General features: G+C 34.8%; 25 protein-coding genes. 8 read left to right on the top strand and 17 right to left on the bottom strand.

All coding sequences use genetic code 11. The features are described 5' to 3' along the window. Nucleotides 1-7 precede the first annotated feature (7 nt). From BK579_RS13745 to BK579_RS13725, 5 genes are all read right to left on the bottom strand, one after another. Nucleotides 8-661: a 3-oxoacid CoA-transferase subunit B gene (locus BK579_RS13745; RefSeq protein WP_407936273.1), complete on the bottom strand. Its 654-nt coding sequence runs from the start codon at nucleotides 659-661 to the stop codon at nucleotides 8-10. Continuing rightward, nucleotides 646-1347, bottom strand: coding sequence for a CoA transferase subunit A (locus BK579_RS13740; protein WP_078546334.1), 702 nt, complete (start codon nucleotides 1345-1347; stop codon nucleotides 646-648). Before BK579_RS13740 ends, BK579_RS13745 begins: the two co-directional genes overlap by 16 nt. 20 nt (nucleotides 1348-1367) lie before the next feature. Beyond that, nucleotides 1368-2699, bottom strand: a complete 1332-nt coding sequence (locus BK579_RS13735) for an aspartate aminotransferase family protein (protein WP_078546332.1) — start codon at nucleotides 2697-2699, stop codon at nucleotides 1368-1370. A gap of 106 nt (nucleotides 2700-2805) precedes the next feature. Continuing rightward, the gene (locus BK579_RS13730; protein ID WP_078546330.1) at nucleotides 2806-3729 is read right to left on the bottom strand and encodes an NAD(P)/FAD-dependent oxidoreductase; all 924 of its coding nucleotides are present in this window, start codon (nucleotides 3727-3729) and stop codon (nucleotides 2806-2808) included. A gap of 138 nt (nucleotides 3730-3867) precedes the next feature. Next, a complete protein-coding gene (locus BK579_RS13725) occupies nucleotides 3868-4875 on the bottom strand; it encodes an SDR family oxidoreductase (RefSeq protein WP_078546328.1) in 1008 nt (335 codons plus the stop codon). A 279-nt stretch (nucleotides 4876-5154) separates the two neighbouring features. On the opposite strand from BK579_RS13725, the gene BK579_RS13720 reads away from it, so the two are divergent. Further along, nucleotides 5155-6234, top strand: coding sequence for a DmpA family aminopeptidase (locus BK579_RS13720; RefSeq protein ID WP_078546326.1), 1080 nt, complete (start codon nucleotides 5155-5157; stop codon nucleotides 6232-6234). After that, the gene (gene dat / locus BK579_RS13715) at nucleotides 6215-7045 is read left to right on the top strand and encodes a D-amino-acid transaminase (protein ID WP_078546324.1); all 831 of its coding nucleotides are present in this window, start codon (nucleotides 6215-6217) and stop codon (nucleotides 7043-7045) included. Before BK579_RS13720 ends, dat begins: the two co-directional genes overlap by 20 nt. 27 nt (nucleotides 7046-7072) lie before the next feature. Here the strand turns inward: dat and BK579_RS13710 are convergent, their stop codons facing one another. After that, on the bottom strand, nucleotides 7073-8005 hold the full coding sequence (locus BK579_RS13710; protein ID WP_078546322.1) for an EamA family transporter: 933 nt from the start codon (nucleotides 8003-8005) through the stop codon (nucleotides 7073-7075). Between the two features lie 124 nt (nucleotides 8006-8129). On the opposite strand from BK579_RS13710, the gene BK579_RS13705 reads away from it, so the two are divergent. Together BK579_RS13705 and BK579_RS13700 are read left to right on the top strand one after the other, a co-directional pair. Then, a complete protein-coding gene (locus BK579_RS13705) occupies nucleotides 8130-9299 on the top strand; it encodes a M20 family metallopeptidase (RefSeq protein WP_078546320.1) in 1170 nt (389 codons plus the stop codon). Nucleotides 9300-9381: 82 nt separating this feature from the next. Continuing rightward, a complete protein-coding gene (locus BK579_RS13700) occupies nucleotides 9382-10914 on the top strand; it encodes a carboxypeptidase M32 (RefSeq protein ID WP_078546318.1) in 1533 nt (510 codons plus the stop codon). 298 nt (nucleotides 10915-11212) lie between these two features. On the opposite strand, the gene cspD is transcribed toward BK579_RS13700, so the two are convergent. The 3 genes from cspD to BK579_RS13685 all read right to left on the bottom strand — a co-directional run bounded on the left by cspD (nucleotide 11213) and on the right by BK579_RS13685 (nucleotide 13674). Next, on the bottom strand, nucleotides 11213-11413 hold the full coding sequence (cspD, locus tag BK579_RS13695; RefSeq protein WP_078546317.1) for a cold-shock protein CspD: 201 nt from the start codon (nucleotides 11411-11413) through the stop codon (nucleotides 11213-11215). A gap of 311 nt (nucleotides 11414-11724) precedes the next feature. Beyond that, nucleotides 11725-12675 carry a peptide-methionine (R)-S-oxide reductase MsrB gene (gene msrB / locus BK579_RS13690; RefSeq protein ID WP_078546315.1) on the bottom strand — a complete coding sequence of 317 codons (951 nt, stop codon included), beginning with the start codon at nucleotides 12673-12675 and terminating at the stop codon, nucleotides 11725-11727. Nucleotides 12676-12747: 72 nt separating this feature from the next. Further along, nucleotides 12748-13674, bottom strand: a complete 927-nt coding sequence (locus BK579_RS13685) for a glycerophosphodiester phosphodiesterase family protein (protein ID WP_078546313.1) — start codon at nucleotides 13672-13674, stop codon at nucleotides 12748-12750. A gap of 207 nt (nucleotides 13675-13881) precedes the next feature. Here BK579_RS13685 and BK579_RS13680 point away from each other — a divergent pair, with 207 nt between their 5' ends. Further along, nucleotides 13882-14118, top strand: coding sequence for a DNA alkylation repair protein (locus tag BK579_RS13680; RefSeq protein WP_078546311.1), 237 nt, complete (start codon nucleotides 13882-13884; stop codon nucleotides 14116-14118). Between the two features lie 223 nt (nucleotides 14119-14341). Here the strand turns inward: BK579_RS13680 and BK579_RS13675 are convergent, their stop codons facing one another. From BK579_RS13675 to BK579_RS13650, 6 genes are all read right to left on the bottom strand, one after another. Then, nucleotides 14342-14497: a YjcZ family sporulation protein gene (locus tag BK579_RS13675; RefSeq protein ID WP_078546309.1), complete on the bottom strand. Its 156-nt coding sequence runs from the start codon at nucleotides 14495-14497 to the stop codon at nucleotides 14342-14344. Nucleotides 14498-14537: 40 nt separating this feature from the next. Beyond that, a complete protein-coding gene (locus BK579_RS13670) occupies nucleotides 14538-14639 on the bottom strand; it encodes a YjcZ family sporulation protein (protein WP_078546307.1) in 102 nt (33 codons plus the stop codon). A gap of 315 nt (nucleotides 14640-14954) precedes the next feature. Next, nucleotides 14955-15551 carry a YpmS family protein gene (locus BK579_RS13665; RefSeq protein WP_169891142.1) on the bottom strand — a complete coding sequence of 199 codons (597 nt, stop codon included), beginning with the start codon at nucleotides 15549-15551 and terminating at the stop codon, nucleotides 14955-14957. 12 nt (nucleotides 15552-15563) lie between these two features. Beyond that, nucleotides 15564-16349 (bottom strand): GDSL-type esterase/lipase family protein, encoded by a 786-nt coding sequence (locus BK579_RS13660; protein WP_169891141.1) that lies wholly within the window; start codon nucleotides 16347-16349, stop codon nucleotides 15564-15566. 119 nt (nucleotides 16350-16468) lie between these two features. Next, a complete protein-coding gene (locus BK579_RS13655) occupies nucleotides 16469-17323 on the bottom strand; it encodes a metallophosphoesterase (RefSeq protein WP_078546301.1) in 855 nt (284 codons plus the stop codon). A 69-nt stretch (nucleotides 17324-17392) separates the two neighbouring features. Further along, the gene (locus tag BK579_RS13650; RefSeq protein WP_078546299.1) at nucleotides 17393-17962 is read right to left on the bottom strand and encodes a YkoP family protein; all 570 of its coding nucleotides are present in this window, start codon (nucleotides 17960-17962) and stop codon (nucleotides 17393-17395) included. 142 nt (nucleotides 17963-18104) lie between these two features. On the opposite strand from BK579_RS13650, the gene BK579_RS13645 reads away from it, so the two are divergent. Further along, nucleotides 18105-19238, top strand: a complete 1134-nt coding sequence (locus BK579_RS13645; protein WP_078546297.1) for an MGDG synthase family glycosyltransferase — start codon at nucleotides 18105-18107, stop codon at nucleotides 19236-19238. After that, nucleotides 19228-19392 carry a hypothetical protein gene (locus tag BK579_RS25630; RefSeq protein ID WP_169891140.1) on the top strand — a complete coding sequence of 55 codons (165 nt, stop codon included), beginning with the start codon at nucleotides 19228-19230 and terminating at the stop codon, nucleotides 19390-19392. Before BK579_RS13645 ends, BK579_RS25630 begins: the two co-directional genes overlap by 11 nt. A gap of 149 nt (nucleotides 19393-19541) precedes the next feature. On the opposite strand, the gene BK579_RS13640 is transcribed toward BK579_RS25630, so the two are convergent. After that, entirely contained in the window at nucleotides 19542-20087 is a 546-nt protein-coding gene (locus tag BK579_RS13640; protein WP_078550585.1) for an SCO family protein, read from the bottom strand. Nucleotides 20088-20294: 207 nt separating this feature from the next. Here BK579_RS13640 and BK579_RS13635 point away from each other — a divergent pair, with 207 nt between their 5' ends. Next, nucleotides 20295-20915, top strand: coding sequence for a YitT family protein (locus BK579_RS13635; RefSeq protein WP_328589278.1), 621 nt, complete (start codon nucleotides 20295-20297; stop codon nucleotides 20913-20915). A gap of 3 nt (nucleotides 20916-20918) precedes the next feature. Here the strand turns inward: BK579_RS13635 and cysC are convergent, their stop codons facing one another. Beyond that, nucleotides 20919-21524, bottom strand: coding sequence for an adenylyl-sulfate kinase (cysC, locus tag BK579_RS13630; RefSeq protein WP_078546294.1), 606 nt, complete (start codon nucleotides 21522-21524; stop codon nucleotides 20919-20921). Between the last annotated feature and the right edge of the window lie 5 nt (nucleotides 21525-21529).

The following is a 21529-nucleotide window of genomic DNA, read 5'->3' as shown; positions in this document are numbered from 1 at the left end:
TAATAAATCAAGAATGTATTAAAGAATCTGAGATTAGTAGATTCGCATCAGTATTTTTCAAAATATCTTCAACTTTATAAGGTTTCATAACTTCAGTTAATTTTAAGCCTGCTTCTTCTACTTCTATTACCGCCATATCCGTGATAATTAAGTCCACACACTTTTCTGATGTTAACGGTAAGATACAATGTTTGACTATTTTTGGATAACCTTCTTTATCAACATGACTCATAACAACAATTACCTTCTTTGCTTTTTGTGCTAATTCCATTGCCCCACCCATTCCTGGCACACGCTTACCCGGGACAATCCAATTCGCTAAATCACCATTCTGACTAACCTGTAGAGATCCTAAAATGGTAATATCAATAAGTCCTTTTCGAATCATTCCGAAAGCAATTCCGCTATCCATATAAGAGGCCCCATTAACCGTTAAGACCGGATATCCAGCCGCATTACAAAGGTTTTCATTCTCATCACCTTGAACAGGAGTTCCTCCGATTCCAAGAACACCATTTTCCGCCTGAACCATTACGGGTAAGTCCTTGGGTAAATAATTAGGAACGAGTGAGGGAATTCCTATTCCTAGATTTACAATGTCTCCACCTTTAATTTCCTTAGCAGCTCGTTTGGCAATTTTTTCTCTTATGTCCTTTGCCATACCCACTTCCAATTCACTCCTTTACTAACGACAATCTTATCTACAAAAATACCAGGGGTTATTATTTCCTCCGGATTTAATTCACCTAGTGGTACGATTTCCTCTACTTCAGCTATTGTGACATTACCTGCCATAGCTACAAGCGGATTCATATTTCGAGCGGTTTTATCATAAATAAGATTTCCAAACGGATCTGCTTTTTTTGCAAATACTATTGATACATCTGACTTTAAAGCAGTTTCTATCATATATGTTCCGTTATTTGTAGTGATTAATTGCTTGCCATTATTAACAATTTCATTATCAATTCCTATATCCACTAACACACCGCCTATTCCTACACCACCCGCTCTTATTCTTTCAGCAAGTGTTCCTTGTGGCGAAAATTCAACTTCAAGCTTCCCTTCATTCATTAACTTCCCAGCCACTGGATTTGAGCCAATATGGGACGCAATTAGATGTTTCACGCGGTGTTTACTTATGAGTCTTCCAATACCAATATCCGGAAACCCTGCATCATTTCCTATTAAAATTAATTCCGAAATCTCTTTATCTATGATTTCTTCAATAATTGATGGAGGACTTCCAACTCCACCAAATCCACCGTACATTAAAGTACAACCATCTGTTATATATGATACTGCTTCCTCTAAACTAATCATTTTTGAATAGGGATTATCATTCATATTTTCCCCTCCTAGAATCTCTAGAGCGTATGTTCCAACTCTAAAAGTGTTTTCTCTAGTAAACTAACAAGTTTATCAATTTCAGCTTCTTGTATCGTTAATGGCGGTGCAACCAAGATAGCATCTCCACCTACACCCTCAATTCCAGCATTTGCTGGGTACAATAACAAACCATTCTCCTGTGCTCTTTCGATCAATTTAGTGGTTAAGGAAATTTCTCTTTTAAAGGGTACTTTGTTATCTCGGTCAGATACAAACTCAATTCCCATTAATAATCCCTTCCCACGGATGTCTCCTATACTTGTAACCTTTTTTTCTAGTAATTTTAATTTTGAAAAAAGATAATTACCCATCATTTCTGCATTTTTTACTAAGTTATTATTTTCAATATAATTAATCACAGCAAGTGAGGTAGCACAAGATTGTGGATTGGCACTATACGTATGTCCACTCATAACTAGTTTCGACCCAGAAAGAATCGGCTCAATAACTTTATCAGATACAAGTGTTGCAGCAATTGGTGTATAGCCCGCACTCATACCTTTTCCTAAGGCCACAATATCTGCCTGAACACCCCAGTGCTCCATCCCAAACATTTTTCCGGTACGTCCTATCCCTGTCATTACTTCATCAGCAATAAATAATATATTGTTCTTTACACATATTTCTTGGATTTTTTTTAAATAACCCTCTGGAGCAACAATACCACCACCTGCTGCACCTATAATAGGCTCAGCAATAAAAGCAGCAATGTGTTCTGACCCAATTCGTTGAATGGCTTGCTCCAATTCAAGTGCACAAAGGGTATTGCAAGTTGGATAGGTTAAATGATAAGGACAACGAAAGCAATAAGGTGGGTTAATTGTTGGGAAGTCTTCTAATAGAGGAACAAAGCGGGCCCTTCTAACAGAATGACCCGACATTGATAATGCACCAAGGGTTATACCATGATAACTCATCCAGCGTGAGATGATTTTATTTTTACCTTGATATCCTTTTTCTTGCCAATATTGAATTGCGATTTTCATAGCGGTTTCAGTTGCTTCAGATCCACTGTTAACAAAAAAGGTCCAATTAAAATGCTCACTTGTTATTTCCGCTAATTTCGTTGCTAACGTTTCGGCGGGTTCACTTGAGAATTGAGATCGGTATATAAATGACACCTTGTTTGCTTGTTCATTCATAGTTTGTATGATTTCAGGTACACCATGGCCAATACTAGCTGTAACAGCTCCAGAGGAACCATCAAGATACTTTTTACCTGAACTATCATAAAGATATACACCAGAACCATAGCTAATCATTGGATAATCTTTATCTAATATTGGTTTAATTAAGTTTGTCTTTTTCAATGATATCCCCCTATCATAGAAAAGCAGGTCTTAATAAAGCATTATTAAAATATATGTCAGATTAACCAATATACTTCCTCTTTGTAGCTTGTTCACTTAAATATTTTTATGGTTTCTGTTGATCCTCCATTAGGCTTTTATGTATCCATATTGCTGCTTGCATCCCGTCACCCATAGCAATCGTCACTTGTTCCGAATGAACGGCAATATCTCCAGCAGCCCAAACGTTAGGATGACTAGTCTTTTTGGTTCTAGGATCAACGGTGATGTGCTTATTTTCCATTCTTTCTATCCCTAAGCTTTTGACTAAATCTGTTCTTACTTCATTGCCGCCAAAGGCGATAAAGCCCTTTTCTCCTTCAATGACTTTTCCGGATGTTAACTTGATACCTTCGATCGCTGTTTCATTTGTCCCAGTTAAAATAGAATCGATAGGTTCTTTAATATACTCAATTCCTTGATCCTTAAGGACTTTTTTCGTCTCATCATCCACGTCATCACCATCATGATTGACATAAACAATAGAGTTTGTCCATTGTTTTATTGTTTTTGCTAAATTTGCACCGGTTTTACCCGCTCCTAGTACAATTGTTTTTTTATTTCTAACCTCATAGCCATCACAGTCAGGGCAAACATAAACCGATAAACCTAGGCATGGGATCAGATGATTAATTTCAGGCAAACGATCCATAACACCTGTAGCAAGTAATACTTTCTTCGCAAAATATTTATCACCGGAATGACAGGTTATTTGCAATATACCGGTATTCTCAATTGCGATATCAACTACCTTATCTTTAATTATTTGGACCCCATAGCTTGATGCCTGCATCTCCCCTAGATTCCTTAGCGTCTCACCACTAACACCATTGGGCCATCCTAAAATATTATGATAATTCCGACATAACGTTGACCTACCATTGTTCGAATCAATAACTACCGTTTGATGTTGATATCTTCCGAGTTGGATGCCTGCTTGAAGACCGGCAATTCCTCCACCAACGATGACACAATCATATGTTCTACTCATTTAAAACACCTTCTTTACCTAAGCTCGATATTTATATCTTTTGTTAATGTTCATAAGATATACAATGCGAAACAGTCCACACACAAAAAAAGCCCCTTAGAAAATTGACATAACTAACTTCCTAGGGGGATTTTCTTATTAAGCTAATGAACGTTTCGACTCATTTAATAATGATTGTTCTTTTTCTTTTTTAAGACCAGCTTTTCTATCATCTTCCTTTAAGAGTCGTTGACGGTCCCATTCAATTGTATCCTGAATTGTTTCATTTAACGGCCTAATGCTTAACCCTTCTTCAAAGGCTTTTGTAATATCAACATCTAACATTCCTGCCATATTCATTTTACTTGGAAGATATAGGGGTAATTCTACCCATGGCCCTACTTGGTGCTCTTCTAAAAACTCCTCACTAACCCAAGTGAAATTTGCATTACTGGCTGTTGCCTTTTTGCATTCCATCATAAACTCTTCAAAAGTTAAGGCACTGGTTGGTCCTGTAACATTGTAAACACCATTCTTTTTTCCTTCAGCCATCATTAGGGTGAAAGTGGCAAGATCTCTTACATCTATAAACTGCACATTAGACCCCGGTTTATCACCTGGAACAAGTACTTCTCCACCTTCAGATATTCTTCTTGGCCAATATGTAAAACGGTCAGTATAGTCATCCGGGCCAACGATTAGTCCTGGACGAATAATTAACGCTCGATTCGCAAACGCTTTCTCGACTTCGTTTTCACATAGTGCTTTTAGTGGACCATACGTATCACCATTTACTTCTTCAATAGTAGGATCTTCAAGGGTTAAAACAGGTGCGTCTTCTGAAATTTTAGGAACTGAAAAATCGTTGTAAACTGAAATGCTTGATATGAATACGTATAAATCGGTGTTCTGTGACAGTAGTTCAGCAGAATTTTTTACCAGTCTAGGGATATAGCCAGATGTATCGATGACAATATCCCAAGAACGATCTTTTAGAGGTGTTAAATCACCATTTCGGTCACCTTTTAGAATTTCAACATGATTAGGTAGATCTTGTGTTTCAGAAATACCTCGATTGAAAATAGTTACCTCATGCCCTCTATTTACTGCCTCTTTCACTAAATGATAACCAAGAAACCTGGATCCACCTAATATAAGAATATTCAATAGGTCTTCCTCACTTTCAAAATTTATTTACCATTCTTAATAAATTCAACACATTCTATAACATTCCTCTTAAAGGATTAAAAGTTCCTTTTAAATCACTAAACCCTATTCTTCATAGCCACTCGACACTCTTAATGAGTAAATTATCAATAGATTTATATGGTCTTTATAAAATTTCCAAAAAAACATACTAATTTTAAAATTGATTTTCTTCATTTATCGTGTAATCATTATAATAAATCTCTTATCATTTAATAATTGTTAAACATGGAGGTAGCAATGAACCGTTTACAAGACTATGGAATAAAAATCGGCTCCTTACCCACAGGTACCTTAAATAAAATTACGGATTTAGAGGGAGTGACAGTAGGTCATTCAACATTAAGTAATGGATCAATTCAGACTGGAGTCACATCTATATTTCCTCATCAAGGTAATATTTTCAAAAACAAGGTAGTAGCTAGTACCTATGTTTTAAATGGTTTTGGCAAAACAGTTGGGACCATTCAGATTAACGAACTTGGTACGATTGAAACTCCTATTCTCTTAACTAACACCTTTAGTGTTGGAACATGCTCAACTGCCCTTTTGAAATATATGCTTGAACAAAATCATGATATTGGCGCAACAACAGGGACTGTAAATGCAGTAGTTGCCGAGTGCAATGATATGTTCTTAAACGACATTCGTTCTTTTGCCGTTCAAGAAGCACATGTTTTTGAGGCGTTACAAAATACCTCTATCAATTTTGCTGAAGGAAATGTTGGTGCTGGCACTGGGATGAAATGTTTTGGTCTAAAAGGGGGAATAGGATCATCCTCAAGGCTTATTGAATATGAACATGGTACATATACATTAGGTGTTTTAGCTCTAACTAACTTTGGTCAGCTTGAGCATTTACAAATTGATGGAAAAAAAGTCGGCTTAGATCTTAAACAAGTAGTTGAACAATCTACTTCATTTAGCCGCGATAAAGGTTCTGTTATTATTGTGTTGGCAACTGATTTACCCGCTTCAAGCAGACAAATACATAGATTGTTAAAAAGAATAACTGTTGGACTTAGCCGGACAGGCTCATATATTGGTCATGGTAGTGGTGATGTTTTTATTGGATTTTCAACGAGAAACCAAATAAACCACTACTCAAATAAACAACTCCACCAAATCATTAATATCCATGAAGAGGATCTTGACCAAGCCTTTATTGCTGTGGCAGATGCAACAGAAGAAGCGATTATTAACTCCATGCTTGCGGCTAGTGCAACTACAGGTAAAAACGGAAATCACTTACATTCATTAAAAAACTATATGCAAATGCTTACAAAAAAGGAGAATTCAGATGGAAATAGCTTATTATAATGGAGAATTCATTAATATTGATACCAAAGTCATACCTATTCAAGAACGCGGTCATCAATTTGGCGATGGCGTATATGAGGTTATAAGAGTATACAACGGGGAATTATTTTTAGCTGAGGAACACTTAGCGCGTCTTCAGAAAAGTGCTGATGCGATACAATTAAAACTACCTTTAGAAATAACAGATTTGCTAGAATTAATGAAAGAGGGTATCAAGCGCTCTACCATAAAAGAAGTTGAGGTCTACATACAAATCACTAGAGGGATTGCTCCTAGAACTCATTATTTTCCGGATGTTGTACCCCAATTAGCGATGACGGTCAAACCCGCAAGGCAAACTAATGTGGAGAAACGTGAAAAAGGAATTTCAGTAGTTTTAACAGAGGATGAAAGATGGGCAAACTGCTATATTAAATCTCTAAATTTGTTACCTAATGTATTAGCAAAACAAAATGCAGTTATTAACGGTTTTGATGAGGCGATTTTTGTTAAAGATTCTTTCATTACAGAAGGATCTAGTAGTAATATTTTTGTTGTAAAAGACGGAATAGTATATACCCCACCTGCTACAAAGAAAATATTACATGGGATTACCCGTGCCACAGTTTTTACGCTTGCACAAGAAAATAATCTACAAGTAATTGAAAAAGAGTTTAATGAACAATTCTTATTAGACGCTGATGAAGCTTTTATTACAAGTACATCTTTAGAGGTTCAACCAATTGCGATAGTTAATCAACATACACTACCACTTCGTAAACCTATTACACGATTACTTCAAGAACAGTTTACGAAATTATATCAAAAGTAGTTAACTAAGGGTAAACCGAGTTTTGGTTTACCCTGCATTTGTATCTATGATTACTTTTTTCTTTTTGATGGATAAAATTGAAACTGTAATAATTACAAATAGTCCACCTATCATTTGAACCATACCAAGTGACAAATTAAGGAAGATAATTGCTGCTAGACAGGCAGCTAAAGGTTCAACACTCGATAAAATGCTTGCTTCCTCAGCTGTGACATACTTTAAACTTCCAATATAAAGATAAAAAGCTACCAATGTCCCAAAAAAGATAACAAATAAAATAAGTAAAACAGCAGTTATGGACCACTCAACATATCCGGTTTCCCATGGCGTTGTAAAAAAACTAATCGTCAAACCACCAATTACCATTCCCCAACCTGTTACAATAAGCGAATCCCATACCTTTAAAAGTGTAGCGGAATAGATCGTATAAAATGCTAATGCTACACCTGATAAAATACCCCATACCGCTGAAATTAATGGTACAGTCAATCCAGAAAAGCTACCGTTTGTAATAAGTAATACGGTACCTAATAGAGCTAAAACAATAGATAAAAAGATGGTAGTGGTAGGTAATTTCCGTATTTTTATAATAAAAAATAAAACAATAAATACTGGTGCTAAATATTGAAGAATTGTAGCAGTCGCAGCATTTCCTGTAGCAATTGAAGCAAAATAAGTATATTGCACACCTAGCATTCCTAAGATGCCAAACAATAGGAATTGAAATGCTACTTTTCTAGATTTCCACACGCTCCAAATACCCTTCCCCTTAAATCCGGCAAAAAGCAGTAATAACATACCAGATATGAGCATCCTCACCGTGACCAACCATTCTGCTGTTATATTAACGGTTTGAAACAAATATTGTGCTGCTGTACCGGAAAGCCCCCAAAGCATAGCGCCAACCATTACCATAACCAATCCTCTAGTATGTACAAATTGATTTTTTCCAGTTTCCATTCTATTTTTTCCTCTTTTTCTGTTAATATGATTACTAGAATACTATAAGTATTAAGATTATTTTACATTAAAATACTTTTATTAGTAAGATATTATGATAAGTATTTAAGAAAGAAGGAAAAACATGAAAAATCAAATATTAGAGATTATTGAAAAGAACCGTGAAGACTTTTTTAGTATCAGTCAACAAATCGGAGAAAACCCAGAGTTAGGTCATGAAGAATTCAACTCAGCCAAGCTATTAACTGACAAATTAGCTCAACATCAATTTCAGGTCAGTCTTGGGACATCAAACCTCCCTACTGCATTTGAAGCTATTTTTGATAGCAACAAACCAGGACCAACGATAGGTATTATGGCTGAATATGATGCACTCCCAGACTTAGGCCATGCGTGTGGACATAACTTAATTGGTACCATGGCCATTGCTTCTGGAATTGGTTTAAGTAGTGTCGTTCAAGAAACTGGAGGCCGTGTTATTGTTTATGGTACCCCTGCTGAAGAAACAAAAGGTGGTAAAGTAACCATGGCTGAAGAAGGCATTTTTAATCAATTAGATGTTGCGATGATGGTCCACCCATTTAATCGTCATAAAAAGAGTGGTTCCTCACTTGCAATGGATGCGATTCAATTTGAATTCTTCGGTAAAGCTGCACATGCAGCAGCAAGCCCGCATGAAGGAATCAATGCCCTAGATGCTGTTATCCAATTGTTTAATAGTATTAATGCCTTAAGACAACATGTGACATCAGATACAAGAATTCATGGAATTATCCCAGAAGGCGGAAAAGCAGCGAATATTGTGCCTGATTATGCGGTTGCCCAATTTTATGTAAGAGCACGTTCAAGAGAATATGTAAATTCCCTTGTTGAAAAAGTAAAAAAAGCAGCTGAAGGTGCAGCACTTGCGACCGGTACAACGGTGAAATCATCGTATTACGAGTATTCCTATGACAATATGATTACCAATAATGCTCTCTCTGATCAATATACTCGATCACTTATTGAGTTGGGTGTTAAACCTGAAGAAATCTCAGAAAGATCTGATGGAGCCGGTTCACTTGATATGGGTAATGTGAGTCATGTTGTACCTTCTATTCATCCTTATATACAAATTTGTCATGAACCACATGCCTGTCATACACATGAATTTAGAGACGCAGCATTAAGCGGGCAAGGCAAAGAAGCAATGATACTTGGTGCTAAAGCAATGGCTCTTACAGGCTTTGAAATTTTAACAAATCCTACTCTTTTAGAAAAAATAACACAAGAATTTAAAGTGACGAATAAATAATCATAGAGTTTAAACTTTCGCTTCCCGAAGGAAATTGATATAATTAAAGAAGATTGAAAATTTTATAAAGTGAGGGATATTAATGCTAGAAACAACAACTACACTAGATTTACAGGAAGCTATTACAAAATTTAAAGCATTAGATGAAAAAATCACCCATTTTTCAAATGTGTTAGGCTTAGCAGCTTGGGATCAACGAACAAAGGCTCCAAAGAAAGGTCGTCCTATATTTGCTAAAGCTCTTGGGACCCTTTCAACTGAGTCATTTAAACTAACTGTTTCAGAGGAAATGGGACAACTACTACATATTTTAACTTTGCCTGAAAATCATGAACAACTTGACGAAGTGACTAAAGCTTGTGTAAGAGAAAGACAAGCAGACTATGAAAATTCAAAAAGTATTCCAGCAGATGTTTACAAGGAATATGTTGTATTAATGTCCAATGCAAATAATGCATGGGAAGATGCACGAAAAAATAATGACTTTGCAACCTATCAACCTTACTTAGAAAAAATGGTTGAGTTCAAAAAGAAATTTGCTGAGTATTATGGGTATGAAGGACATCCATATAATGCACTTCTTAATGAATTTGAGCCTGGACTAACAGTAGAAACACTAGATCCACTATTTGCAAACTTAAGAGAAAAAAGTATCGAGCTTCTTACTCGCATCCAACAATCAAGCGATCAGCCTAGAAAAGATGTATTTGAAAAAGAATACGAGATTGATACACAAAAAACATTTAATGAATTTATCTTACCTAAACTCGGGTATGACCTTGAAGCTGGAAGATTAGATGAAACTACACATCCTTTTGCGTTAGCGATTAATACTAGTGATGTCCGTATTACCACACGCTATTTAAAAGAGAATGTTCGTTCGGCTATATTTGGTACGATTCACGAAACAGGTCATGCACTTTATGAGCAAGGTGTTAACCCTGATTATGAAGGAACAGTGATTCGTCGTGGGGCATCATTTGGAATTCATGAATCACAGTCACGTTTCTTAGAAAACATGGTGGGAAGAAGTAATGAGTTTTGGTCGTATTTTTACGAAGATCTTAAAGGATACTTCCCTAATCAGTTAAATGATGTATCACTTGATGAGTTTTATAAAGCAATCAATCTAGTCGAGCCTTCCTACATTCGTGTTGAAGCGGATGAGTTAACATACAATCTTCATATTATGATTAGATATGAAATTGAAAAAGGATTGATTGCGGGAGAAATCGAGGTAAAAGACTTACCAGCAGTATGGAATGAAAAAATGCAAGAATATTTGGGTGTTGTCCCTGAAACAGATACACTTGGTGTTCTTCAAGATGTTCATTGGTCTCAAGGTGGTTTTGGTTACTTCCCTTCTTATTCACTTGGAAATCTATATGCCGCTCAAATGCTAAATACAATCCTAAAAGAAATTCCGAACTTCAATGAAGTTGTTGAACGTGGTGAGTTTTCAGTAATTCGTGAGTGGTTACGAGAAAACATTCACCAATATGGAAAATTGTATACTCCTGTTGAGTTAATTAAAAAGGTTACTGGTGAAGAATTAGATGCTTCTTATTTGGTTCAATATTTGGAAGATAAGTATTCTAAGATTTATAACCTATAATAAAATTAATAGAATGATTATTTAATAGCAAAGGCTTGTAGAGAAAAGTGATTTTTTCTGCAAGCTTTTTTAGGTTCCGATATGCGCTTTGATCTAGTTACTACCTCTTTTACATTGAGAAAGTAAATCATAGGCCCACTTTGATCAGTTACTCCACCATGTTTACGATGAAAGTAAATCATAGGTACGCTATTAATCCACTTACGCCCAACATTCTTGCACAGCTGTTCTAAACAAGAAAAAACAAACAGAAAAGCAGTCCCATACAGGACTGCCCTTTTTATATGATTGCTATTAATTATAACTTTGTTACGTTAGCAGCTTGTGGTCCACGGTTACCTTCGACGATTTCGAAAGAAACTTCTTGACCTTCGTCTAAAGACTTGAATCCGTCACCTTGGATTGCTGAGAAGTGTACGAATACATCGTCTCCACCTTGTACTTCGATAAATCCGAAACCTTTTTCACTGTTAAACCATTTTACTTTACCATTTTGCATGAGTTTTGCCTCCTAAAATTAAAACAAAGATTAACCAGTTCAACCACTTTCTAAATTTTAATACAATTCTTACACGTGCTTATGTTACAGTCTTCTGTACAAAAGTAACGCCTATTTTCATATTCAAACCTATATGTAGTAAACGGTCGTGATTATCATATCACTCATTTTTGGAAAGGTCAACCATTCAAACATAAAATTCCCGCCAAAAAATCAAAAAAAGTAAACGATTACAAAAACGGTCAAATGACGACATTTTTCTCATAAAAAATAGCTAAAGGAAAAATATTCCATTAGCCATTTCACACCAATTAAAATAACTTTAAATAATCACCATATCCCTCTTTTTCGAGGTTTTCTTTTGGTACAAATCTTAATGCAGCTGAGTTAATACAGTAACGTAGACCAGATGGTCCTGGACCATCATTAAAAACATGCCCTAGATGTGAATCAGCATTTTTACTACGAACTTCAGTACGAATCATTCCGTGCGAGTTATCCTCTTTTTCAACCACTTCTTCAAGTGTAATTGGTTTTGTAAAGCTTGGCCAACCGCACCCAGCATCATACTTATCTTTTGAGCTAAACAAAGGTTTGCCCGAGATAATATCAACGTAAATTCCTTCTCCGTGATGATCCCAATATTCATTATGAAAAGGTTGTTCTGTACCATTTTCTTGTGTCACGTGATATTGTATAGGTGTTAATTTTGAACGAAGTTCGCTCTTACTTTTTTCTTCCCAATGCTTTTCGATAAAAGCCACTCTCCCTGAACCAACACTATATCTTTGATAATGAGCTGGATTTTTTTTGTAATACTGTTGATGATAATCCTCTGCGGGATAAAACTCCTTTGCTGGTAGAATTTCAGTAACAACTGGCTTTGCGAAGCGACCACTTTGTTCTAACTTCTTCTTTGATTCTTCTGCAAGCTGCTGTTGGTAATTGTTATGATAAAATATTGCAGTTTTATAGGAGCCTCCACGATCATAGAATTGCCCCCCTGGATCAGTAGGATCTATTTGTTGCCAGTATAATGTCAGTAGCTCATCGTATGGGAAAACATCAGGGTCAAAAGTAATTTGTACCGCCTCATAGTGTCCCGTCGTTTCCGAACAGACCTCTTCATATGTAGGGTTCTCTTTCCAGCCACCTGTATAACCCGATTCAACCTTGATAATACCAGGCATTTCATCAAATGGCTTTACCATACACCAAAAACAACCTCCAGCAAACGTGGCTTTTTGTTGTTTAGAGTCCATAACTCTCCACTCCTTCCTTATCTATATCTTAATTATAGTAATAGTTGTAACTAAAACCAATATATTTGCATTCTACATCTCTTTATAATCATCATTTAGAAGCTTTAACAATTTATTGGGATAATCAGTAATAATTCCATCTACATTCTTTTTGATTAGCTTCTTCATCGTTTTTTCATCATTTATTGTCCAATAATGAATAGCAATATTCCTTTCTTTAATAGTTTTGATTAGTCGATCTGTCGTTAAGTTTATATTCCCTACCTTTACAGGTATCTGAACGGCGTTTCGTTTCAGTGGGTAAAGACGGTCTAAATGTAATTTATGTAAGATGACATAAAATCGCAATGCTTTTGAACCTGTTCCTATAGCAACTTTTCCATCAGTGCGGTCTGCAAACCTTTTTATACTATCATCATTAAAAGAGCCAACAATAACCCGTTTTTTCATATCATACTTTTTAATTAATTTTGCTACCTTTTTTTCCACTGTCGGATTCGTATCTTTTAGTTCAAGAACAATTGAAGTGTGTTTTATCTCTTGAAAAACTTCCTCTAAGGTTGGGATGGTTATACCCTTATGTCGAAAAGGATATCCTCTATCCCTCATTTTTAACCGATAGCCAGCATCTAAACTTTTCAATTCTTTTAAAGTTAAATTTGAGACAAAACCAACACCATTTGTCGTTCTGTCTACTGTTTCATCATGTATAACAACTAGTTCCCCATCCTTGGACATTCTTACATCTAATTCGATTGCGTCCACACCTAAACGCTCTGATACTCTAAATGCATAAAGAGTATTCTCAGGAGCAACACCAGCTCCCCCTCTATGTGCTATAACTAGTGGCTTATTTGATTCCTTATTAAATGTAGTTTCTTTAATTGTATTAACAGGGATTAGCTGTATAAGTATAAATAAAGCACTACATATAAAGATAAAAACTAACAATCTGTTGAATAAAACATGAAAGCTATGTCGTTGATTATTAATTTTCATAATTTAACTCCTATCAAAGCATTTTAAATCTATTATGTATAATAATTAATGGCTTTATGTTAGTTTTTAAATTTAACTAACATATTTGTATCAATAATTTTATGATGTAAACAGCCTATTATGACTAAAAGCGATTACCATTAAGGATGAGAAAACATAAAAATTAACATAAAAGGAAATAGTAAATAACAACGGAGGTGAATGATTATGCCAAGTCCTTACCTATGTCCAAACTGTAAAACAAATCGCACACGTTTTAATATTATTGAGCAGGTTGCAAAACCAGTAAAAGTCGACAGATCTACTGGTGAAATTCTGGAAGAATTCGGATCAGAACTTGACCCATTTCACATTCCTTACCGTGGGCCAAAGCAAAAGGTTCAATGTGGAGCATGCGGTCTACTTGAAGATGAATTAACCTTTATAAAACACGCAGAAAAGTAAAAATCTATATTACATAATCTTTACTCTGTTATGCACTTAAGATCCATTCTCTAAAAGAGAACAAAAGACGATTATGTGCAGATCAAAGTTTTGAATCCCCAAACTACAAACTGACTCAAAGACATTTGAATTTATAAGGATTTAGTTTCCTTTAAATTCAACTCTTTGAGTCAGACATAGATAGGAGGTAGTTCTTTTATTTACACTTACCTAGCAATAATCGTTATGCTACCCATGAAGCACCAACGATAATTAAAAGGATAAACAATACTACGATTAACGCAAAACCACGACCAGCACCGTAACCAGCACCAGCTACTGGAGCTTGTGCGCCATAACCATAGCCATAACCATATCCTGCACCATATCCGAAGCCCATTCATAAACCCCCCTTTCACATTTTGATGATTTTATTTATATTAGTAAACTCCACCAACATATCCACCTGCACCCACAATAATGAGTAAGATGAATAATACAACAATCAACGCAAATCCTCCTGCGTATCCTACTCCACTCATTCTTTAACACCTCCTTTATCTATCTAATGTTATCTTATTCAGATCAGTGGACAATGGAAAGGCGGACACCTACCTGAATTAAATTTGGTTACTCACCCAAATAAGAAAAGCGCTCGTCAAGCCTACGGCGTCAGGCATATGCGATCGCTGACTAGGACTTAATTTTTTGCGTTTTTTATCTTAGGGAAGGAATTCTTTTGCTCATCCTCGTGAGGTACGCTTAGATATGAGAGCCGATGTTCGGGGAGATAAATACCAAACTTGTTCTTTATATACTCCTCTATAAAAAAACCTCCCTTTTAAGGGAGTGCTAAATTAGTTATGGACTGGTACCATTAATCCAAAGCTTATATCGTCATTTTTTAAATCAAAGGACTCAACCTTAACAGCCACATTACTGTTCAGTTCCATTGTGGTAATAGCTGCATGAATTTTGTGTTGATTTGGCTCTATTGTAATCCATTCAGGAAGAGCATAGTTTTCACTAATATAATGTAATACAAAATTTACCGGGAGCTTAATTTGACCTAAAGAAATGGACTCTTGTTCTAGAATTAAATCACCGTTTTTTTGTGGTACAGGTTCAAACGTCATAACTAAATCAATTTCTTTACCAAACGCAGGTATTGAACCGATTAGCATGACCTTTTCACTTAGTACAATCTTATAGTTAAGTACCTGTTCCTGGAACTCATCCTCCAAATAATTATTAATTAATGTTGTAAGATCCTTTTTATTTGTTAGAACTGTTAGATTAATTGTGGATTCTGTGTTTATCCCTTCCCCATAGCCTGTCAATTTTAGTTCGTTGGTATCATTCCCTGAGAAGAAAATAAAGAAGAAAAGACCCAATACTATTGCCACATTTATAATGACAATTCCAAAAAACATATTACGCCATGTGAAAATCATCATCAAAACCCCTTAATTATTGTTCTTTTCCATGTACTCAGCAATTCTTCCAGCGATTAACTCATACCCTCGAGTATTAGGATGGAATTCATCATTTGATAATAAAACCTCTGTGTTATTAAGAAAGATATCCTCGATTTCAACGAAGGTTGTACCTTCATATTCCATTAACAGTGTTCTTGTTGTTTCATTCCAATTAGTTATTACCATATTTACCTCATTAGAAACATCACCAATTAGTAAAAAGGGATTATATAATCCAACTACATATATGTGTGTATCACTGTTAACATTCTTTATTTTATCAAGAATTAATTTTAATCTTTGTTGATAGGTTTTCTGCTCTTTTTGAAATGTATCAAATGATAAGTTAAAGAAGTTTTCTTCAACAACCTTCATCATGTCGTTTCCACCTATCGTAATAATCACAGCATCTGAGTTATGAATTGATTCATTTGGGATACTATTGCTTAGTCGATTTAACACATCCATTGTTCGATGGCCTTGTGCACCGTAGTTGAAAATAGAAACAGATTTAATACCCTTTTCCAATAAAAGCTGTTGTTCTAAAAACGAGGTGTACCCACCACGGTTCGTTGTATCACCAACACCTTCAGTAAGGGAATCACCTATCGAGACAATGTTTAAATCTCTCGGGAAAAAATAACTTGGGATATTATCCTTTTTTAACATAAGTACGTTATTATAAACATTCCTTGAATAAGTTGACGTTTGAGTTGAACAAGCTACCATAAAAGTTACAAATGCTATAAAAATAAGTAAAATCTTAAAATTCATCTTTTCACCTACCATTCTATTACCTTCGAAAGAAACTAAAAATTAGACTCCTAGTATTATAGCATGAACCTTCCTGGCGAACATCCATAAAAAAAAGACACTGGGTTAGCGTCTTTTAGTTAAATAACCTTTGATATTATAGAAGCTTGCTCTTCTAAATGAATCTGGTGAAATGTAATTTCAGGGCTACTGCCTACACGAATGTTAACACCAGTTTGTCCTAGACCTTCACTGATATAGTATGGCTTCCCATCTTCATAATGAAGTCCTTTAATGATATTCAATCTTGCCAATTTACCCATTTTCGCGAGATGATATGGCTTTGGCCAGTGAATTTGTCCTCCATGAAAATGACCCGAAAGTAATAAATCATAAGAAACATTTTTCATGTGTAAGACAATATTTGGATCATGCGTTAACACAAGATTAAAGCCGTTCCCTAAATCTTTGTACGATTTCTCGACATCACTCCTTTTTGTACTGTAATCATCAATCCCGATAATATTTAACATCTTATCGCCAATCGGAATCCACTTGTTTTCATTCTGTAATGTGACACACCCATGATTCTCTAAAGTTTGCTTTAAAGCTTCAAAGTTTTTTCCTTTTAGTACATAATCGTGATTACCAAAAACTGCATACATTCCATAAGGCGCAGAAAGTTTGTTCAACACATCAAGATAAGGAATCAACTTTGGAATACTTTTCTTTCGATCAAGAAAATCACCTGTAATAGCAATTAAATCAATCTCTTCATCCTTTAGATATTTATATAATTCATTAGGTGAAATTGATAGATTTTCTATATGCAAGTCCGAGAGATGTAGGATGTTAAGAGGTACTGTATGAGAAGTTATGTGTGAGTCTGATTTAAACTGAAGTTTATTAATAGAAACTCTCTTAGTGTTTGTATTTGCTATATATATAATATATGAAATCATGAATATGATTAATAATAATAATGAAGTGTACATTGTATCGCCTCCTCCTTTTACAATTATAGTAAATTGGAGGAGGAATAGCATTGGTAATGAATGGAGAAATTATTTTATAAAGTATTTTGATAGCAAATCACCTTTTGTCATAAATAAGTATTTCGGTGGTCGCTTTAGTGTGTTTCTTGTATATTGATTAGATGTAAGTAGATACATCGGTATAAATACGATTTGCTTTACTAAACAGTATAATTTGTTTTTAATTGAGAAAGTTTCAAACCCAAGACGTTTACAACCCTTATTTAACATAGTAATACCTATTATACCTTTAATTTCATCAAACTGAGGATGTTGTTGAACATATGCAGCTAATCCAGGTAGTCCTTCTTTAACTTTGTTATATATTAACCTTCCTTTTACAGTTTCTCCTTTAATTTTACACATCTCGTTCATAAGTTTTACATTGTGTAAATGAATCTTTATTAGAAGGTCATTTTTTTTTATTATTGTTCCATCAGCTAAAGTTAATGGAATACCTTTATAGCGAGTAAGTCTAATCCTGAAAATTGTACGATGATTATTCTCACAATAAATATACTTTAGCCTTGTAAACATATAATAGATGGGGTCAAGGATTGTCCATATAGATAGAAAGCAGAACCTTACTCTAACCATCATTTATTATCGTTCTCCTTTATTTAATTTTTCTTAGTTTTGGTTTATCTCCAAGGAATATTTAAGGGAAAAAAAGGGAGTTGAATAAAATACTAGTGGAAGTTTGAAGATAAAGACATAATCCTTAAAAAAGGGTGAAATACGAATGAAAAGGATTCTTTTTTTACCATTTTTACAAATACCATCAGGTCATCATCAAGTGGCTGATTCACTGACAAGTATAATCACATCTTTAGATCAGTCGTTGGAGTGCGAAAAAATCGATATACTTCAGTATAGTTATGGAAAAATAGAAGCACTTGTTTCATCTGTTTATTTAAAGTGGATTCACACTCTTCCAAATACCTATCATTGGCTATATCAAAAGCAGGTCTATAACGAGGGTAAAGAAAAGAAGTCCTATAAACTATATGAGCAATTATTTTTACCATTTATGAAAAGACTAATCCAAGAAAAGAATCCTGATATAATCATATGTTCCCATGCTCTTCCTTCGTACATGTTAAATGTACTAAAAAAGAACAAAATGATTAATACCCCCATAATTAATGTATATACAGATTATTTTATACATAGCTTTTGGGGTAAAAAGTATATTGATTATCATTTTGTCCCTCATGAAGCGTTAAAAGAGACTCTAAAAGAAAATGGAGTAGAAGAACATAAAATATATATAACCGGAATTCCAGTCCATCCGCTGATTACTCGTTCTAACATTAAGGATTTTACGAATTATAAAAATTGTACAGTTATGGGCGGTAGCCTAGGAGTTGGTATGATTGAAAAATTAATCCCTAAGATGGCTAAAAGTGAAAAAATTAACTATCGTATTTTGTGTGGTAAAAATGAGACGTTGTATAAAAAAGTGAAGCAATTGAATAATCCGCTAATTGAAGCATTTCCTTACATTTCTAGCCGAAAAGAGATGAACAGGATTTATAAAGAAACAGACGTTGTGATCACCAAACCCGGTGGAATTACGATAAGTGAGTGTCTCTCAAAAGGAATTCCTGCACTTATTTATCACGCTCTACCCGGCCAAGAGCAAATAAATCTACATGAATTAAAAAAACAGCATTTAGTAATCCCTTTTGAACACTGGGATGAATTTGACAACTTAGATGATGGTATCATTCTAACCCTAGATACTCAACTAAAGCCTTTTAAAAAGGCAATACAACAGTTTCATGAATCGATTGATCGGAATGCAATTCAAACCATTCTAAGTAAATTACTACATTCTAAAAAAAACAAAGGAGTGTTTACTAATGAAACATAAAGACAGCTTGAATAAAAAGCATGAAGTAAATACGATAGATGAAGCTGAGGAAATCCTTGAATGCGAGACTTATTTTGGAAAAGAATTTTTTTGGAATGAACTTGAAACCATTGTAAGTGATGGCATCAATAATAGTGAACAAGATTTGTCTTAAATTATTCTTTGATTCATCTTAGAAGCCCCCTTTACTTTACCCCCAGTTGAATTAGACCTAGAGTCAGGTTCCTGGGAATAGATACGAAAACATTATATATATATAAAGGCAAGATACATTTAAACAATAATGCATCTTGCCTTCTCGTATCAATTTAGTTCTTTAATTTTTTCTATAATATCTTCATATGGGGTATCCTCAACACCACTATAACTTTCAACAAGATTCCCGTTTTGATCAACAACATAAAATGATGTTCCATGCATCACTTGTTCTTGATCAGCTGGTTTTCGTACAAGTGTTGCGAAGTTTTCTTTAGCAAAATCCTCTATTTCTTTTTGACTATAACCAGTTAAAAAATGCCAATTAGCAAAGTCTGCGTCAAAGTTATTTGCAAAAGATTTTAACGTATCGGGATTATCCACTTCAGGATCAACTGTAAAAGAAACTAATTCAGCTTGTACACCTTCATCTTCTAACATCTGCTGTAATTTGGCCATATGTGCAGTCATTGGAGGACACACAGTGTTACAGTTCGTAAATATAAAGTTCGCTACCCACACTTTTCCTTCTAAATTACTTGAACCAAAAGCAGATCCATCTTGATCTGTAAATTCAAAATTCATAGCTTGTTCATTACTTTTACACGCTGATAATAAACATAAGCAAAACATCAACGTAAGTATGTATTTCATTTTCATTTCTAACATCTCCTAGCTAAATCTACATATAAACTGATTTTATCAGATTTATTTTTGTTTTAAAAGAAATAGATTTTATCTCAGCTCTTCCAGAGCAGATACATAATCTGAAACTTGTACACATATAATGGACAAGGAATGCATTGGGGGGATTTGAATTGAATTATATAATAAACAGCATGGTCAGAGAGGTCACCTAAAATGATGACCAAATCCATGCTGAATCTTACGTTCATATTTATTGGAGCAATATTTCAAGGGGTTGCCATGTCTGTTTTTTTATTTCCGCATAATATTCCTTCAGGTGGTGCCGCAGGGTTAGCTATCATTTTAAACCATTGGTTCCATCTCCCACTTGGCTTTTCATTATGGCTTGTTAATTTTGCATTTTTGATATTAGCTTTACAATACTTCGGGTATACGTGGACTATCCGCACCATGTTATCAGTAACAATTACTTCAGTAACTGTTAGTATGATCACTTCATCAATGGGTAATTACCATCATAACCTAATCGCGGATATATTAATTGGAAGTATCTTATTTGGTGTCGGCGTAGGACTTTTGATTCGAAATGGTGCTTCAAGTGGGGGAATGGTTATCCCCGCTTTAATGATTGCCAATAGCTATAATTGGTCACCTGGCAAGATTATGATGTGGATAAATCTTCTTATTTTTATTTTAACTGCAACTGTAATCGATTTAAAAATCGTTATATTCGCGATTATTTGTCAGTCTATATCAACAAATATTATTGATTTTATTTATCATATGAGAGTGCCCTCATTCTTCTCCCCTAATTACAGTTGGAGAAAAAAGTGAAATTTATCTACATAGTAAGTTTCTATCAATCAAGTATTCAATAATCATATCAACTGATTCTTTAACTGAAAGTTTACTAGTATCTATTATTAACTCTGGAGATTCAGGTTCTTCATACGGGGAGCCGATTCCTGTAAAGTTTTGAATAGCACCAGTTCTCGCTTTTTTATATAAACCCTTAGGATCTCTTGTTTCACAGATATCAAGTGGGCACTTCACATAGATTTCAACAAACTCTCCTTGTTCAAAAAGGTTTCTAACCGTTTCACGATCTTCGCGAAAAGGAGAAATAAAAGCTGTACTAACAATCTGACCACTATCGACGAATAATTTAGAGACTTCGCCTATTCTTCGAATGTTTTCCTGTCGGTCAAGCTTGTCGAATCCTAATCCTTTATTAAGTCCGTGTCTGATGTTATCCCCATCTAGTACATAACTTCTAACACCAAGTTCATATAACTTTCTATCCATAGCATTCGCAAGTGAAGATTTCCCTGAACCAGACAAACCAGTAAACCATAAAACACCACTTTTGTGATTATTTAAACGGTGCCTATCACCCTTTGTAATTACTGAATTATGCCAAACAATATTATCTCTTAGTTCCATGTATT

The sequence above is a fragment of the Litchfieldia alkalitelluris genome, assembly GCF_002019645.1.
In the GTDB taxonomy this organism is placed as follows: Bacteria; Bacillota; Bacilli; order Bacillales; family Bacillaceae_L; genus Litchfieldia; species Litchfieldia alkalitelluris.
The sequence above is the reverse complement of the archived record's forward strand: the minus strand, read 5'-3'. Positions and strand labels throughout refer to the sequence as shown.

Coding starts and splice junctions, on each gene's coding strand:
- BK579_RS13745 (WP_407936273.1), bottom strand. CDS start 661: ATGGCAAAGGACATAAGAGAAAAAATTGCCAAACGAGCTGCTAAGGAA.
- BK579_RS13740 (WP_078546334.1), bottom strand. CDS start 1,347: ATGAATGATAATCCCTATTCAAAAATGATTAGTTTAGAGGAAGCAGTA.
- BK579_RS13730 (WP_078546330.1), bottom strand. CDS start 3,729: ATGAGTAGAACATATGATTGTGTCATCGTTGGTGGAGGAATTGCCGGT.
- BK579_RS13720 (WP_078546326.1), top strand. CDS start 5,155: ATGAACCGTTTACAAGACTATGGAATAAAAATCGGCTCCTTACCCACA.
- dat (WP_078546324.1), top strand. CDS start 6,215: ATGGAAATAGCTTATTATAATGGAGAATTCATTAATATTGATACCAAA.
- BK579_RS13710 (WP_078546322.1), bottom strand. CDS start 8,005: ATGGAAACTGGAAAAAATCAATTTGTACATACTAGAGGATTGGTTATG.
- BK579_RS13705 (WP_078546320.1), top strand. CDS start 8,130: ATGAAAAATCAAATATTAGAGATTATTGAAAAGAACCGTGAAGACTTT.
- BK579_RS13700 (WP_078546318.1), top strand. CDS start 9,382: ATGCTAGAAACAACAACTACACTAGATTTACAGGAAGCTATTACAAAA.
- cspD (WP_078546317.1), bottom strand. CDS start 11,413: ATGCAAAATGGTAAAGTAAAATGGTTTAACAGTGAAAAAGGTTTCGGA.
- msrB (WP_078546315.1), bottom strand. CDS start 12,675: ATGGACTCTAAACAACAAAAAGCCACGTTTGCTGGAGGTTGTTTTTGG.
- BK579_RS13685 (WP_078546313.1), bottom strand. CDS start 13,674: ATGAAAATTAATAATCAACGACATAGCTTTCATGTTTTATTCAACAGA.
- BK579_RS13680 (WP_078546311.1), top strand. CDS start 13,882: ATGCCAAGTCCTTACCTATGTCCAAACTGTAAAACAAATCGCACACGT.
- BK579_RS13675 (WP_078546309.1), bottom strand. CDS start 14,497: ATGGGCTTCGGATATGGTGCAGGATATGGTTATGGCTATGGTTATGGC.
- BK579_RS13670 (WP_078546307.1), bottom strand. CDS start 14,639: ATGAGTGGAGTAGGATACGCAGGAGGATTTGCGTTGATTGTTGTATTA.
- BK579_RS13665 (WP_169891142.1), bottom strand. CDS start 15,551: ATGATTTTCACATGGCGTAATATGTTTTTTGGAATTGTCATTATAAAT.
- BK579_RS13660 (WP_169891141.1), bottom strand. CDS start 16,349: ATGAATTTTAAGATTTTACTTATTTTTATAGCATTTGTAACTTTTATG.
- BK579_RS13655 (WP_078546301.1), bottom strand. CDS start 17,323: ATGTACACTTCATTATTATTATTAATCATATTCATGATTTCATATATT.
- BK579_RS13650 (WP_078546299.1), bottom strand. CDS start 17,962: ATGATGGTTAGAGTAAGGTTCTGCTTTCTATCTATATGGACAATCCTT.
- BK579_RS13645 (WP_078546297.1), top strand. CDS start 18,105: ATGAAAAGGATTCTTTTTTTACCATTTTTACAAATACCATCAGGTCAT.
- BK579_RS25630 (WP_169891140.1), top strand. CDS start 19,228: ATGAAACATAAAGACAGCTTGAATAAAAAGCATGAAGTAAATACGATA.
- BK579_RS13640 (WP_078550585.1), bottom strand. CDS start 20,087: ATGAAATACATACTTACGTTGATGTTTTGCTTATGTTTATTATCAGCG.
- BK579_RS13635 (WP_328589278.1), top strand. CDS start 20,295: ATGATGACCAAATCCATGCTGAATCTTACGTTCATATTTATTGGAGCA.
- cysC (WP_078546294.1), bottom strand. CDS start 21,524: ATGGAACTAAGAGATAATATTGTTTGGCATAATTCAGTAATTACAAAG.